The following is a 15,021-nucleotide window of genomic DNA, read 5'->3' on the forward strand; positions in this document are numbered from 1 at the left end:
CACCAGCAGCGCGACGAAGGAGCCTGCTGCTGGTCAATCCAACACGCCGGCGCGAAGCGCCGCCCGACCGGCGCCCCGAGGGCGCCGGGTCCGGCGAAGCCGGGCAGGGCGGGTCACGCCCGGGGCTTCTCCCTCATCTCGTAGGTGGTGATGAGGTCTTCGAGCTGCAGGTCGTTGTACGAGCCGAGGTTGATACCGCACTCGTAGCCTTCGCGGACCTCGGTGACGTCGTCCTTGAAGCGTCGGAGGCCTGCGACCTCGACGTTCTCGGCGACGACGACGCCGTTGCGGGTGATCCGGGCCTTGGTGCCGCGGCGGATCTCTCCGGAGCGGACGATCGAGCCGGCGATGTTGCCGAACTTGGAGCTGCGGAAGATCTCGCGGATCTCCGCCGAACCGAGCTCGTGCTCTTCGTATTCCGGCTTGAGCATGCCCTTGAGTGCTGCTTCGACCTCTTCGATGGCCTGGTAGATCACCGAGTAGTACCGGATCTCGACGCCTTCGCGGTCGGCCACCTCGGCGTTCTGGCCTTCGGCGCGCACGTTGTAGCCGATGATGACGGCGTTCGATGCGGCGGCGAGGTTGATGTTGTTCAGCGTGATGGCGCCGACGCCGCGGTCGATGATCCGCAGGTCGACCTCCTCGCCGACGTCGATCTGGAGCAGCGCATCCTCGAGCGCTTCGACCGAACCCGACACGTCACCCTTGAGGATGAGGTTGAGGGTGTCGACCTTGCCTGCGGCGAGAGCCTCGTTGAGGTCCTCCAGGCTGATGCGCTTGCGTGCCTTGGCCAGGGAGGCCTGGCGGTCGGCGGCTTCGCGCTTCTCGGCGATCTGGCGGGCCGTGCGGTCGTCGGGGGCCACGATGAACGTGTCACCGGCGCGGGGCACGGAGCTGAGTCCGAGTACCTGCACTGGCCGCGAGGGCAGCGCCACGTCGAGGTTGTTGCCGTGCTCGTCGAGCATCGCCCGGACGCGGCCGTAGGCCGAGCCGGTGACGATCGAGTCGCCGACGCACAGCGTGCCGGAGGTGACCAGCACCGTCGCGGTCGCGCCACGGCCACGGTCGAGGTTGGCCTCGATCGCGACGCCACGGGCGTCCTTGTCGGGGTTGGCCCGCAGGTCGAGCGCCGCGTCGGCGGTGAGGAGCACCGCACCGAGGAGTTCCTCGATGTTCTGCCCCTGCTTGGCCGAGACGTCGACGAACATCGTGTCGCCGCCGTACTCCTCGGCGATCAGGCCGTACTCGGTGAGCTGGCCGCGCACCTTGGCGGGGTCGGCGCCGTCGACGTCGATCTTGTTGACCGCGACGACGATCGGCACGTCGGCCGCCTGGGCGTGGTTGAGCGCCTCGATGGTCTGCGGCATGACGCCGTCGTTGGCGGCGACGACGAGGATCGCGATGTCCGTCACCTTGGCACCACGGGCACGCATGGCGGTGAACGCCTCGTGACCGGGGGTGTCGATGAAGGTGATGGCGCGGTCTTGGCCCTCGTGCTCGGTGGCGATCTGGTAGGCGCCGATGTGCTGGGTGATGCCGCCCGCTTCGCCCTCGATGACGTTGGCCTTGCGGATGGCGTCCAGCAGTCGCGTCTTTCCGTGGTCGACGTGACCCATGACGGTCACGACCGGCGGACGCGGCTCGAGCAGGTCGTCGTCCTCGTCCTCGGTCTCCTGCTCGAGGTCGATGCCGAAGCTGCCGAAGAGCTCGCGCTCCTCGTCCTCGGGGGAGACGACCTGGATGTCGTAGCCGAGCTCTTCGCCGAGGACCTTGAACGTGTCCTCGTCGAGGGACTGGGTGGCCGTGGCCATCTCACCGAGGTGGAACAGCACGGTGACCAGGCTCGCCGGGTTGGCGTTGATCTTGTCGGCGAAGTCGCTGAGGGAGGAACCACGACGCACGCGGATGACGGTGGAGCCGTCACCGCGGGGAACGCTGACGCCACCGATGGTCGGCGCCTGCATCTGCTCGAATTCCTGACGCTTCGCGCGCTTGCTCTTGCGTCCACGGACGGGACGACCGCCGCCGCGACCGAAGGCTCCCTGGGTGCCGCCGCGGGGTCCGCGACCGCCGCCACCGCCGGGGCGTCCGCCCCAGCCGCCGCCACCGCCGGGACGACCGCCGCCGCCACCGCCGGGACCACCGCGACCTCCGGGGCCCGGACGCTGGCCGGGACGACCCACCGAGGTGCGGTCGGGCATCATGCCCGGGTTGGGACGCGGGCCACCTGCGGCCGCGCCGGCTCCGGCACCGCCGCCGGGACGGGGACCGCCCTGACCGCTCCCACCGGGACGCGGACCGGGACGTGCGCCGGGCGCACCCTGGCCACCCGCACCACCGGGACGGGCACCGCCGCCACCGGGGCGGGGACCGCCGGGGCCCGGACGCGGGCCACCGCTGCCACCGGGACGGGGCATGCCCTGGCTGGGCGCGAAGGGGTTGTTACCGGGGCGCGGGGAGCCGCCACCGCTGTCGCGGCCGCCGCGGCCCATGCCCTGGCTGGGGGCGAAGGGGTTGTTGCCCGGACGCGGACCGGGACGGGGAGCGCCACCGGGGCGCTGTCCACCGCCACCGGAGCGAGCCGCGGGACGCTCACCACCGGGACGCGGGGCCGGCTTGTCCGCGGCGGGACGCTGGGGGCCGGACGCGGACCGGGCTTGACGGCCGAACCGCCGGCGGCAGGAGCCTCCGGGGTCGACTCGGGTGCGGCATCCGCAGCGGGCTCGGCCTTCTGTGCCGCCTTGGGTTCGGCTGCGGCCGCCTTGGGTTCGGCTGTCGGCTTCGTCTCCGCTGCGGGCTTGACGTCCTCGACGGCCGGCTTGACCTCGGGAGCCTGCTCGACGGGCTCGGCCTCGGCGCGCTTGGACGCGGCGCCGGGCTTGGGGGCGGCACCCGGCTTGGGAGCCGCACCCGGCTTCGGGGCGGCACCGGGCTTGGGAGCCGCGCCGCCAGGCTTGGGGGCCGCGCCCGGCTTGGGGGCGTCGGCCTTCTTGGCGCCCGCGTCCCCACCGTGCTCGGCGGGGAAGGACTCACGGACCCGGCGCACGACCGGGGCCTCGATGGTGGAACTGGCGGAGCGGACGAACTCGCCCTTCTCCTTCAGGTGATTCAGCAGTGTCTTGCTCTCGACTCCGAGCTCTTTGGCGAGCTCGTAGACCCGGACCTTGGCCACGTTTCTCCTCAATCTGCCGGCCCGGGGAGTCCTCGGACCTGCGTCAGTACTGGGCGGTGCTCATTGCTGAGTGCTCATCGGTTACTCATCAGCGTCAAACCCGCTTTCGGTTCTGTCTCTCTGCTCCATCGACGCTCCGCCGATGGTCGTTGCTCGTTCATCCTGCCGGACGACCGTGTTCGTCGCCCGATCCTGCACCGGCCTCCTGCATCTCGATGTGGTCGCGGACCTCGTCGAGGTTCACGCCCACCGTGAGACGCAGTGCCCGACCGACGGCGCGGCGTCGCACCGCCTGGTCGAGGCAGACCGTCGTGGGGTGGATCCACGCTCCTCGGCCCGGCAGTCGCCGGCCCGGGTCGGGTTTCACCGCCACCGTCGCCGGTGAGGGTCGTGTCACTTCTGCGACCAGTCGCAGCAAGGACGACCGCGCGTCCCGTCGTCGGCAGCCGAGGCACGTGCGCATCGGGATCGGTGCCCCGCTGAGCGGTGGTTCTGTGCCCGGCTCGGCCTTCGCCGGAGTCACGGCACCGTCCATCCTACTCCTCCGACGGGGATCCGGACGCGGGGCCCGGTTCGGCGTCGGAGTGGATGTCGATGCGCCATCCGGTGAGCTTGGCGGCGAGGCGGGCGTTCTGGCCCTCCTTGCCGATGGCGAGGGAGAGTTGGTAGTCGGGCACGACGACGCGTGCCGCGCGCAGTGTGGGATCGACGACCTCCACCGAGTTCACCCGAGCCGGTGAGAGCGCCGCCGCGACGAACTCGGCGGGGTCGCGGGAGTAGTCGACGATGTCGATCTTCTCGCCGCGCAACTCCGTGGTGATGGAGCGGGCGCGCTGTCCCATGGGCCCGATGCAGGCGCCCTTGGCGTTGACACCGGGAACGGTGGAGTGGACGGCGATCTTGGTGCGGTGCCCCGCCTCGCGGGCGAGCGCCGCGATCTCGACGGTGCCGTCGGCGATCTCGGGCACCTCCAGGGCGAACAACTGGCGGACGAGGTTGGGGTGGGTGCGCGACAGCCCGATCTGCGGACCCTTCATGCCGCGCTTGACGCTGACCACGAAGCAGCGGATGCGTTCGCCGTGCACGTACTTCTCGCCCGGCACCTGCTCGGCCGCGGGCAGGATGCCCTCGACCGTGCCCAGATCCACGAGGACGTTGCGCCCCTGGCTCTGCTGGATGACGCCGGTGACGATCTCGCCCTCCTTGTCGCGGAAGTCGCCGAGCACCGCGTCGTCCTCGAGGTCACGCATGCGCTGGACGATGACCTGCCGCGCCGTGGAGGCGGCCACCCGACCGAAACCGTCGGGGGTGTCGTCGAACTCGGGCCCGGGCTCACCCCGGGTACCGTCCTCCAGCACCGGCGCGTCCTCCTGCGCCCACACGACGACGTGCCCGGTCTTGCGGTCGAGATCGACGCGGGCACGCTTGTAGGCGCCCTCGGTGCGGTGGTAGGCGAGCAGGAGGGCCTGCTCGATGGCCGGGATGATGATGTCGAGGGGGATCTCCCGCTCGCGCTCCAGCATCCGCAGTGCCGCCATGTCGATGTCCATCAGTCCTCCTGCTGGTCGTCGGCGACGCGGCCGAATTCGACCTGGACCTCGCCGCGGGTGATCCGGTCCAGGGGGTGGGTCTGGGTCTGCGACCCGTCCGCGGGGTCCTCCACCCGGATGCGGACGGCGTCGGAGCCGGCGGCCAGGACCCGTCCGGTCGCCGAACCACCCTCGGAGAGAACGAGGGTGACGAGGCGTCCGACGTTGCGACGAAAGTGACGCGGCAGGGTGAGCGGTCGGCTCACCCCCGGCGAGGTGACCTCGAGGGTGTACGGCGCGGAGCCGAGCGAGGCGGAGTCCTCCAGCACGTCGCTGATCGCGCGGGTGGCGTCGGCCACGGCGTCGAGATCCAGCGGCGGGATCGAGGTCTGGGCCTCGCCCTCGGGAGCGGCGCCCAGCGGTGGCACGTCCCCCAGGTCGCGGTCGACGGCGATCCGCACGACGCGGCGCTTTCCGGCCGGGGTGACGGTCACGTCCTCGACGAGGTATCCGAGATCGGCGACGACGGTCGAGATCTCGTCCTCGACACGACGTGCGACAGGTGAGTCGGCCATGCCACTCCTCTCGTGTTCTCGTGTCAGGGGCGGGGTGTCCGCGCAGTCGCCCACTCTAGGCGACCGGCGGCCCTTCGGCCGACCGCACGGCCGCCACCTGCGGCGTCCGCGTGGCACCACCTGCGATGATCATGGGGTGGGGAGTCCAGGGGTGAGCAGACGCACGGTGCTGCTGGCGACGATGACGCTGCCGCTGGCCGGATGCGGGATCCGGTTCGAATCCGACGCGCCGCCCTTCCTGCCCGATCCCTCGCCCGACCCCGCCGGGCCCCCGATCTCCGCCGAACGCGACCGGGTGGCGGCGATCGCGACGGCCCTGGTCACTGTCGATGGGCAGGTCGGTCGCCGGCTCCGTCCCCTGCACGAGGCACAGCTCGCGGCGCTGGACCGGGCCCTCGCGCGTCTCGACCCGCCCGTGACCCCGGCTCCTGGCGCGACCCCGCCCACGGCCGCGACTTCCCCGCAAACACCCGCCGCGGGCCGAACGGACCTCGCGCACCTGGCGGACCTCGAGTTCGTCTCGCTCGACGCCCCCGGCCTGGCCGACCTCGACGCCGTGCCGCCGCGTGCGGCGGAGGTCGTCGTCGCGAGTCACACCCAGCGTGCCGTCGCGCTGCATCTGTTGCGGGCGGCGCGGGTCCGGGGCGGTGACGTGCTCCCGGCGCTGCCGTGGACCGCCGCCGACGCGACGCTCGCCCTCACCCTCGTCGAGGCCGTGCGGTCGGCGGCCTACGCCCTGGAGATCATGGCCGCCCGACACTCCCCCGAGGCCCTAGCGCCGGTGCTGGCCGGCATCCGTCTCCTGCGGCAGGTCGAGACCGGCCTCGGGGCGGGAGTCCCCGAGCTGCCGCCCCGCCCCCTGGGATACCCCCTGTCGCGCCCGGTGACGACCCCCGACCAGGCCGCCGCACTCGCCGACGGCGCCCTGACCCGGCTCGTGACGCTGGTCGTGGCGGCCTCCGTGCCCACCGCGAGCGCGCTGCGCGAGAACGACGACGACGCGGAGGCCGGCCCCACCCCGGCACCGGACTCGCCGACCCTGCCGCCCGACGCGGAGGCCGCACCCCCGCGACCGGCCCCGCCGGGGCGATGGGATCGCTGGTCCGGCTCGCGACCCTCGCCGAGACCACCCGCCTCTCCGTGGGTGGTGCGCTGCGCCCGGTGGCCGGACTGCAGGTCCCCGCCGATCCGTCGGCCGCTCCCCCGCCGAGCCCCACCGCCTCCGGCTGAGCCGAGCCCGGACGCAGCGGGAGCAGTAGGCTCCTGGGCGTGCACGCAGACCGGGGTCGCGGACCCGCCCTCGCGGGGGCGGTCCTGCTCATGTCGGTCTCCGGTCACGTGCTCGGTGGCGGGGCGATGCCCGGCGCGGTCGCGCTGTCGCTCATCGCCGTTCCCGCCCTGGTGCTCGCCGCGCTGTTCTCGGTGGCGCCGCGCCCGCCGCGGGTCACGACGCTCGCCGCCGTCTTCGCCGCCTTCCAGGTCCTCGCCCACGTCGTGTTCCACGAGGTGACGGGCGCGGTGTCGATGTCGATGCCGGCCGCCGGTGGGCAGGGCCTCCACGCCGGTGGTCACGGTGGACACGGTGGTCACGAGATGGTGCAGGCCGCCCTGGCCCACGCCGCCACCGGCGAGGCGATCCAGGCCCTCCCCGCGGCCCACACTCCCTCGCCGCTCATGATCACGACGCACCTGCTGGCCACCGTCGTCCTCGCGTGGATCGCCGGGCCGGCCGCGCAGCAGGTGCGCGGCGTCCTGCGTCGAGTCCTGCTGCCACTGCCCCGCCTCGACGTCGACGTCGTCCGGCACGCAGCCGACGCCCTCGTCGTCCCCCGGATCTCGCGCGAGGTCGGGGTCACGGTCTCCTCCGCGGTCCTCCGGTCCGGTTCGCCTCCGCCTGAACCGAATCCGACCATCGAAGGACTCCATTCATGAACCGCACCACCCTGACCTCGGTCCTCGCTGCCCTCCTCGTGACGGCGACCGGCTGCAGCGGCGCCACCGACCCGGCCCCGGCCACCACCACACCCGCGTCCACGACGGCGTCGGCGACGACCCCCAGCGGTCCCGTCGCCGTCACCGACGCGTGGGTCAAGGCCGTCCCCCAACTCGGCGAGCACCCCATGACCGGGGTCTTCGGGACGATCCAGAACACCACCGGGGCACCGGTGACCATCACCTCCGTCACCAACTCGGTCTCGCAGACGACGGAGATCCACGAGACCGTGACCACCGGCGGCCGCGCGACCATGCAGCGCATCGACGGCGGCCTCACCCTCGATCCGGGCGCCGCCCGCGAGCTGCGGCCCGGCGGCGACCACATCATGGTCATGGACCTGACCTCACCCCTGCCGCCGGGGCACAGCGTGACGATCACGCTGACCACGAGCGACGGGCAGACGATGTCGTTCGAGGCCGTGGCCAAGACCTTCAGCGGCGGGGACGAGACGTACCACTCCGGTGACGCCCCCGGCGGCGGCACCCACGGACCGAGCGGTGAGGCCCCGGCGACCGCGCCCGCGACGCCATGAGCACGGAGTCGACGCGCGCGGAGTCGACGCGCGCGGGCCTGTCGCGGCGTGCGCTCCTCGGCGGTGGTGCCGTGCTCGCCGGGACGGCTCTGGGTGGTGGCGTCGTCGGTCACGCCGTGGGTTCGGGCGCGGCCCGCCCCGGCGGCGTGGCCGACGGGTCGGGGATGCCCGGCACCGAGGCCGTGGCCGGACCGGGCGCCGCCGGCAGATCGGGAACGGCGGCGCTGCACGGCACGGCCACCGAGCCGTTCTGGGGTGAGCACCAGGCCGGGATCGCCACCCCGCATCACGCGCACGGCGTCTTCCTCGGCCTGGACCTCAAGAAGGGCGTGGACCGCGAGCGCGTCGTCACGCTCATGCGGCTGCTCACCGACGACGCCGCACGACTGACCTCGGGCCGCGCCCCGCTCGGGGCGGTCGAGGGCGACCTCGCCGCGCTGCCCGCGCGGCTCACGGTGACCTTCGGGTTCGGGGCCGGGTTCTTCGACGCGATCGGTGCGCCGCAGGCGTGTCCACCGTTCGTGCGCGAGATGCCCGCCTTCGAGACCGACGACCTCGACCCGCGATGGGGGCCCACCGACCTCTTCGTGCAGGTGTGCAGCGAGGACCCCCTGACCGTCACCTACGCGCAGCGTCGCCTGGTACGCGACGCGGCGGACTTCGCGACTCCGGTGTGGGCCCAGCGGGGATTCCTCCCGGCGCGCGGCACCGAGGCCGACGGCACGACCCCGCGCAACCTCATGGGGATGCGTGACGGCAGCGCGAACGAGTCCGACCCCGCGCAGGTCGACTCCGTGCTGTGGAACGACGGGGCCGAATTCGCGTGGTTGACGGGCGGCACCCAGGTCGTGCTGCGGCGCATGCGCATCGACATGGCCACCTGGGACGACTTGTCGATCGAGGCCAAGGAGATCGGCTTCGGCCGACGGGTGGGCGACGGTTCGCCCCTGACCGGCACGAAGGAGTCCGACGTCCTCGACCGCACGGCGACGGATTCCGACGGGTTCCCGGTCGTCGCCCCCAACGCCCACGCCGCCCGGGCGCAGGCGCGCAGCGCGGGCGAACGCATGATCCGCCGGCCGCTCAACTACGCGATCGAGACGCCCGCCGGGCTGGAGGAGGGGCTGTTGTTCTGCGCCTACCAGGCCGATCTCGGCACGGCGTTCGTCCCGGTGCAGCGGCGGCTGGCCGAGGCCGATGCGCTCAACGCGTGGGCCACGCACATCGGCTCGGCCAGCTACGCCGTGCCGCCGGGTGCGCGCGAAGGGTCCTACATCGGAGCTACGCTCCTGGAGGCGTGAGGGCACTGGCACTGGCGCTCGGCAGTCGGTGACGGCGAGGTCGGGGCGGCGCTTCACGCACGGGAGCGTCCCCCGACCCGGCCATGCCGGATGCCGCCCTCCGCCGGGGCGGCTCCCGGCGTCAGGCGGTCGTGGAAGAGTGGCGCGGGTGAGCGTCGAGATCCCCGAGGAGTTCCGTCGGCTGGTGGCGGGCCGGCCCCCGGAGCCCGACGTCGCCGGGGACGACTGGCTGCGTTCGCTGCCCACCCTCATCGGTGACGCCCTGGCCCGGTGGGCGCTCACCCCGGCCGGGACGGCCCGGTTCGGCTACTGCGCCCTGGTGCTCCCGGTCCGGCGTGAGGACGGGAGCGCCGCGGCGCTGAAGGTCGGCTGGCCGCATCCGGAGTCCAGGCACGAACACCTCGCGCTGCGGGCCTGGGACGGTCACGGGGCGGCGCACCTGCTGGCCGCCGACCCGGCCACCTCCACGATGCTCCTGGAGTTCCTCGAGCCCGACCGGGATCTCGAGGAGGAGGACATCGAGCAGGCGTGCGTCACGATCGGGACACTGCTGGCGCGCCTCGACCGGCCGGCCCTCCCGCAGCTCGACCGGCTGTCGGACTGGGCCGGCCTGCATCGTCGCTTCGACTCCCCTGCGGCCGCGGCGATTCCGCGACGGTTCCTCCAGCAGGCGCGCTCCGGCATCGACGGTCTGCTCGAGGGGGTCGACGTCGACGCCCGGCTCGTGCACACCGATCTGCACTACGAGAACGTCCTGGCCGGACCACGCGGGTGGACGGCGATCGACCCCAAACCGATGGCCGCAGAGCCGGCGTTCGGCGTGTGGCCGGCCCTGCACAACCGGTGGGAGGAGGCGGCGGCGCACCCGGCGTGGGAGGTCCACTGCCGCCTGGGCTGGATCTGCGAGGCGGCGGGCATCGACGAGGACCGCGCCCGCGCCTGGGCGCTGGTGCGCACGGTCGTCGACGCGATCGACGCGGCGAGTTCAGGGGACGCGGGAAACTCCGACCTGCTCACCGCCCGCATCACCCTGGCCAAGGCCTTGGCCCAACGCTTCTGACGCCAACCCGAGCCCAACCCGGAGATCCACCCGAAACCGGATCCCGGCGTTGAAACCCGAGGGCATCCGGTCAGTGCACCAACCGCAGGCTTCGCGACGCGGGAGCTACGGCTTCGTTCCCTCCCGTCAGTGCGACCGCGAGCTGACCGAACGTGAACGAATGCAGGTCGGTCTTCGACAATCCGAGTTCTTCGGCGACGTCGGCGATGGCCCGGCCTTCTCGCCGGAACAGATCGAAGACGGCAGGAAACACACGCGAGAGCTCCCGTTGGATGCCCCCGGTTCACCGGTGCGAAATCCGCGCTGGGTCAACTGAACACAGTTCTGGCGATATGCCCAATCCGACAGACGGCCCAGTTCGTGCAGGCGACGCGTCATCGCCAAGGCGGAAACCCGATAGTGGTCCCGGAGGCGGAGAATCTCCGGCACAGCAGGCTCACGGCCTGAGTGGGAAAGTACGTCCTGCCGCGGCATGAGAAGTGCGGAGGCGAACATGTCGGCCTCTCGCTCCAACGCGCGGCTCGTCACTTCTCCTGCGCCAACGTCCACGCGCGAGTGCATCACAAGGTGACCGAGTTCATGCGCCAGATCGAATCGGGAGCGCGCCCCTGTCTTCGACGTCGCCAGGAAGACGTACGGGACGTCGTCCTGCCAGAGGCTGAACGCGTCAACGGTGTCGGCGTCGGTCGGAAGGCTGACGATGCGGACACCATGGGCCTCGCCCAGTTGCACGAGGTTGGGCAGCGGACCCTGACCACGTCCCCAGAGAGCCCGCAGCGTGTCGGCAGCCGACTCCGGCTCTTGATGGTCGAGGTCCGGCATCGCCACTTCGGGGAGTTTCACCTGCGATGCGAGCACCTCGTACATTTCGATCGCCAACACCGCCGCCGCCCGGGCGGCGGTGAGTTGACGTGCAGTAGCACGACGACGAGATCGGAAGAAGCCCTGGTGACAGCTGAACGGGGCGCATTCCGGTCTGGTGAAGAAGGCCCGCGGGACCCCGAGCGCCCCCGCGAGGTCATCGGCACGCGGAATGGGCGCGCCGACGCTTTCGTAGGTGTGCATCACCCGGGGGTCACTCCCAGAGTCGCAGCCAGCGTGACCTTCGACATGCCCCGCCGCTCGCGGGCGAGGCGAATGCGGGACGGGGTCAGCCGAACGTCAGCGGGAGACGATCTCGAACTCGACGTCATCGCCGCCACCAGCGTCTCTCGGGAGTGACAGAGGAGCACCGAAAGTCCGCGGCTCGAGGATGATGCGCTCGGCCCAGTCCTCGACTACGCCCTGGTCGGAGATCGCCACCGGCAGCGACACCTCTGCGCGCAACTCGTCGGCCTCGCTGCGGTAGTAGAGCAGAAACCAGGTCCGCACGCCTAGCGCTCGCTCACCCGCCATATCGGCCAGAGCTGCGACCACGACATCCATCATCAGTTGCCCGTTGACGCGCACAGAGCGCGAGGAGGCGTTACCACGGGGCCTTGCCGTCTTGGGATCTCCGTCGATCCGGCCGGTTGCCGCATTACCCCGCACCGCCAGCAACCCCTCACGGCCGGTGGGATCGATAGCCCGCGGTGAGTTCCTGACATCACTGCAGGTCCAGCCACTCTCGGCGAGACGTTGACGCAGCGTGCGCACAGTCTCGAACCAGCGCATCGTGCCCGCTGCTGTCACGGGGCTGAAGTCATCCGCCTGCCGCGCAGCGACGTCGCCGGCGTCGAGAGCGCTTTCCAGGGCGCCCACGTCGATGCCCAACTCGGTGAGTCGACGACGAGCGTCGGCGCCCGAGTGGACGACCGTCTCGTCACCGCGCTGCTCGAAATGGCTCAATGTCGCCTCCGGGGTCTCGTGCGTGCCCCCGATAGTCTCACGGAAGTGTCGAAAACCGGAAGACGATCGCAGGTGTCCGCGAGGTTCGCCTAGACCCCACCTCGAACCGGAGCCCAGCGTTGAGACCGCCGGAGCCATGACGTCCGGTTTCGACGCCACCCTCAGATGTGAGGTGGTTGGTGAGAACCCCAGGTGACGACGGTGCGGGATTCAACTGGATGGTGTGCCGGTGTTCCGCCGCTGCGGGAGTCCCTCGCGCAGGCGGGCCTCGATGCCGTCGAGGTCGCGCAGGGGTGGGGCGTCGTCGTCTCGGTGCAGGCCCAACCGGGCCGCGAGTTCCAGGACCCATGGGCGGCGCAGGCGCGCGGCCTCCAGGAGGTCGGCACGGTCAAGGACGTCGGCGGGTTCTCCCTGCACCACCTGGCCGCCGACGACCACCGCGCAGTCGTGCGCCCACGCCAAGGCCAGGTCGACGTCGTGGGTGGCGAGGACGACGGTCGTGCTCTTCTCCTCCAGACGCTTCAGGGCGGCGAAGACTTCGTGGACGCCCACGGGGTCCAGGCCCGCCGTCGGCTCGTCGAGCAGCAACAGGCACGGCCGCATGGCCACCGCCCCCGCGATCGCGGCCCGCTTGCGTTGGCCGTAGGAGAGCTGATGGACCGGGCGCTGCGCGAGGTCGGTGATCCCCAGCAGGTCGAGGGCCTCGTCGACGCGCTCGGCGGCCTCCGCCTCCGACAGCCCGAGGTTGAGAGGCCCGAAGCTGACGTCGCGGCGCACGTCGGCCGAGAACAACTGGTCGTCGGGGTCCTGCAGCACGAGTTGCACGTTCTGCCGGTGATGACGCAGGCCGGCGCGGTCGTAGGCGACGGCGCTCCCGTCGAGCAGCACCCGGCCCGCACTCGGCCGCAGCCCGCCGGCCAGACACCGCAGGAGCGTCGTCTTGCCCGAGCCGTTGGCGCCGAGCAGCGCCATCCGCGTTCCACCGGCGATGACCAGGTCGGCGCCGTGTAGCACGGAGACGCCGTCGTAGGCGAACGACAGGCCCTCGGCCCGCAGCGACTGGTGGCTCATGACACTCCCCTCAGCAGGGCCGGAACCGCGGCGCTCCCCGCGACCACCGCGACCGTCAGAATCGAGGCCGCCACGAACCGGGCAGAACCGTGGCGGGGCGGATCGAGGGTGGGCAGCGCATCGGTGTAGCCCCGCCCGGCCAGGCCCTCCTCCAGGCGCCGGGCACGGGTCCACGACCGCACGAGTACGGCCGCGACCAGGGCCGACAGGGATCGGTAGGCCGCCGCGCGGGAGGCGAATCCCAGCCGGGAGCTCTGCGCCTCACGGATCGCCCGCGCCGACTCCAGCAGGACGAACACGAGCCGATAGACCAGGCTCGCCACCTCGATCAGCGGGTCGGGGATGCGGGCCCGGCGAAGCGCGGCGAACAGGTCCACCATCGGTGTGGTCGTCGCGAGGAGGAACACCGCGAGCGCGCCCGCGGTCCCCCGCACGAGCAGCGTCCCGGCCGTCGGCAGCATCTGCGGGGCGAGCCCCACGCGCGGTCCGCCGTCCCAGGACACCGTGACGAGGATCGTCACCGCGCCGACGACGACGAAGACCAGGGGCGCCGCCAGGCAGCGGGCGAGCAGTCGCGCCCGCACCCGCGCCGGCCCGAGGATGATCGCCGCGGCCACCAGCCCGGCGAGGACTCCCGCCGGCCACGCGGGCAATGTGACCACGCAGGCGAGCAGCCCGAGCGAGAGCACCGCCTTGTCGAGGACCCGCCGTGTGCGCCACGGGCTGGACCACGCGGCGTCGTCGAGGGCCAGGCCCCGCGCGCTCACGCCGACCTGCGAAGAGAGCAGCGGGCCCCTTCCTCACGGGTCACGTGAGGAAGGGGCCGGAAGCGGTCACTGTCGTGAGCGTACCGACCAGCGAGGACACGGCGCACCCGAACGGTCGACATCACGTGCGCGAGAGGAGGGTTCACGCCCTGGTGGCTCCGGCGCCGTCCGTCGATCCCTCACGGCGACGACCCTGCAGACGACCGATGCAATACCCGAGGACGCAGCCGCCGATCGCGGCCTGCGCGGCGAAGAGTCCGGACTCGAGTTCGCTGGATCCCGGCTCGAAGATCGGCTCGAACCACGGCTGCGCGCCCTGTTCGTCGAGCATCTCGGTGACCTGCGCGTCGGTGCCGACGAAGGTCTCCTCGGCGCCGGGCTGCTGGGCGAGACCACCGAGGAACAGGGAGATCGCGACGGTGATCGCGATGCCGGCCAGCAGCAGCACGGTGACGAGGTGCTTCATCGGGACACCTCCGTGGCGTCGGTCGGGCGGGGGTCGACCTTCGTGCCCCCGAGCACCCCGAGGCGCACGAGCTCGGGATGCGCGACCTCGGTCAGCACCCGGAACACGAGCACGGTGAGGAAGGCCTCGACGATCGCGAGCGGGATCTGAGTGACGGCGAAGACCCCCAGGAACTTGGCGGCGGCACCGACGAAGCCCGAGGTGGCGTCGGGGTAGGCCAGAGCGAGCTGCAGCGATGTCGTGCAGTAGGTGAGGATGTTGGCCAGGGCGGCGGCGCAGAAGATCGCGAGGTGGATGTTCGCGCCCGCGGCCCGCACCGCGCGCCACACCAGGTAGGCGACCCACGGCCCGACGACGCCCATGGAGAACACGTTGGCGCCCAGGGTCGTGATGCCGCCGTGGGCCAGCAGCAGCGCCTGGAACAGCAGCACGACCGTGCACAGGAACGCCATGACGGGCGGCCGGAACAGCACGGCTCCGAGCCCGGTCCCGGTGGGATGACTCGAGCTGCCGCTCACCGACGGCAGTTTGATGGCCGACAGGACGAACGTGAACGCCCCGGCCGCGCCGAGCAGCAGGCGGCTCTCGGGGTTGTCCTTGACCTCCCGGACGACCGTGATACCGCCGTGGATGACGAAGGGTGCGGCGGCGGCCGTCCATGCCGCCGCGTGGGTGACGGGTAGGTAGGCCTCGCTGATGTGCATGGCATCTTCTCCTTCGGGGAT

14 protein-coding genes and 1 pseudogene are annotated in these 15,021 nt (G+C 71.9%); 5 read left to right on the forward strand and 10 right to left on the reverse strand.

The features are described 5' to 3' along the window. Positions 1–113: 113 nt before the first annotated feature. The 4 genes and pseudogenes from infB to rimP all read right to left on the reverse strand — a co-directional run bounded on the left by infB (position 114) and on the right by rimP (position 5,276). Positions 114–3,172 (reverse strand): annotated as a pseudogene (gene infB, locus QQK49_RS10505) (translation initiation factor IF-2). Between the two features lie 157 nt (positions 3,173–3,329). Further along, positions 3,330–3,707, reverse strand: coding sequence for a YlxR family protein (locus tag QQK49_RS10510; RefSeq protein ID WP_348536161.1), 378 nt, complete (start codon positions 3,705–3,707; stop codon positions 3,330–3,332). A gap of 1 nt (position 3,708) precedes the next feature. Then, positions 3,709–4,722, reverse strand: a complete 1,014-nt coding sequence (gene nusA / locus QQK49_RS10515; RefSeq protein WP_284303866.1) for a transcription termination factor NusA — start codon at positions 4,720–4,722, stop codon at positions 3,709–3,711. Beyond that, the gene (rimP, locus tag QQK49_RS10520) at positions 4,722–5,276 is read right to left on the reverse strand and encodes a ribosome maturation factor RimP (protein ID WP_284303867.1); all 555 of its coding nucleotides are present in this window, start codon (positions 5,274–5,276) and stop codon (positions 4,722–4,724) included. The genes nusA and rimP overlap by 1 nt, the downstream gene beginning before the upstream one ends. A 151-nt stretch (positions 5,277–5,427) precedes the next feature. Between rimP and QQK49_RS10525 the strand changes: the two genes are divergently transcribed. The 5 genes from QQK49_RS10525 to QQK49_RS10545 all read left to right on the forward strand — a co-directional run bounded on the left by QQK49_RS10525 (position 5,428) and on the right by QQK49_RS10545 (position 10,165). Next, positions 5,428–6,786, forward strand: coding sequence for a hypothetical protein (locus QQK49_RS10525; protein WP_284303868.1), 1,359 nt, complete (start codon positions 5,428–5,430; stop codon positions 6,784–6,786). Further along, entirely contained in the window at positions 6,699–7,208 is a 510-nt protein-coding gene (locus QQK49_RS10530; protein WP_284303869.1) for a hypothetical protein, read from the forward strand. Before QQK49_RS10525 ends, QQK49_RS10530 begins: the two co-directional genes overlap by 88 nt. Then, positions 7,205–7,804, forward strand: coding sequence for a copper chaperone PCu(A)C (locus QQK49_RS10535; RefSeq protein ID WP_284303870.1), 600 nt, complete (start codon positions 7,205–7,207; stop codon positions 7,802–7,804). Before QQK49_RS10530 ends, QQK49_RS10535 begins: the two co-directional genes overlap by 4 nt. Then, entirely contained in the window at positions 7,801–9,105 is a 1,305-nt protein-coding gene (locus QQK49_RS10540) for a Dyp-type peroxidase (protein ID WP_284303871.1), read from the forward strand. Before QQK49_RS10535 ends, QQK49_RS10540 begins: the two co-directional genes overlap by 4 nt. A gap of 148 nt (positions 9,106–9,253) precedes the next feature. Then, the gene (locus tag QQK49_RS10545) at positions 9,254–10,165 is read left to right on the forward strand and encodes an aminoglycoside phosphotransferase family protein (RefSeq protein WP_284303872.1); all 912 of its coding nucleotides are present in this window, start codon (positions 9,254–9,256) and stop codon (positions 10,163–10,165) included. A gap of 126 nt (positions 10,166–10,291) precedes the next feature. Here the strand turns inward: QQK49_RS10545 and QQK49_RS10550 are convergent, their stop codons facing one another. The 6 genes from QQK49_RS10550 to QQK49_RS10575 all read right to left on the reverse strand — a co-directional run bounded on the left by QQK49_RS10550 (position 10,292) and on the right by QQK49_RS10575 (position 15,000). Then, the gene (locus tag QQK49_RS10550) at positions 10,292–11,230 is read right to left on the reverse strand and encodes an ImmA/IrrE family metallo-endopeptidase (protein WP_284305880.1); all 939 of its coding nucleotides are present in this window, start codon (positions 11,228–11,230) and stop codon (positions 10,292–10,294) included. A gap of 96 nt (positions 11,231–11,326) precedes the next feature. Then, positions 11,327–11,992, reverse strand: a complete 666-nt coding sequence (locus tag QQK49_RS10555; protein WP_284303873.1) for a hypothetical protein — start codon at positions 11,990–11,992, stop codon at positions 11,327–11,329. Positions 11,993–12,202: 210 nt separating this feature from the next. Beyond that, the gene (locus tag QQK49_RS10560) at positions 12,203–13,063 is read right to left on the reverse strand and encodes an energy-coupling factor ABC transporter ATP-binding protein (protein ID WP_284303874.1); all 861 of its coding nucleotides are present in this window, start codon (positions 13,061–13,063) and stop codon (positions 12,203–12,205) included. After that, positions 13,060–13,830: a cobalt ECF transporter T component CbiQ gene (cbiQ, locus tag QQK49_RS10565; RefSeq protein WP_284303875.1), complete on the reverse strand. Its 771-nt coding sequence runs from the start codon at positions 13,828–13,830 to the stop codon at positions 13,060–13,062. The genes QQK49_RS10560 and cbiQ overlap by 4 nt, the downstream gene beginning before the upstream one ends. A 142-nt stretch (positions 13,831–13,972) precedes the next feature. After that, positions 13,973–14,296, reverse strand: coding sequence for an energy-coupling factor ABC transporter substrate-binding protein (locus tag QQK49_RS10570; RefSeq protein WP_284303876.1), 324 nt, complete (start codon positions 14,294–14,296; stop codon positions 13,973–13,975). Next, a complete protein-coding gene (locus QQK49_RS10575; protein ID WP_284303877.1) occupies positions 14,293–15,000 on the reverse strand; it encodes an energy-coupling factor ABC transporter permease in 708 nt (235 codons plus the stop codon). Before QQK49_RS10575 ends, QQK49_RS10570 begins: the two co-directional genes overlap by 4 nt. Positions 15,001–15,021: the final 21 nt, after the last annotated feature.

The sequence above is a fragment of the Mobilicoccus caccae genome (genome assembly GCF_030161635.1).
GTDB classification, from domain to species: domain Bacteria; phylum Actinomycetota; class Actinomycetes; order Actinomycetales; family Dermatophilaceae; genus Mobilicoccus; species Mobilicoccus caccae.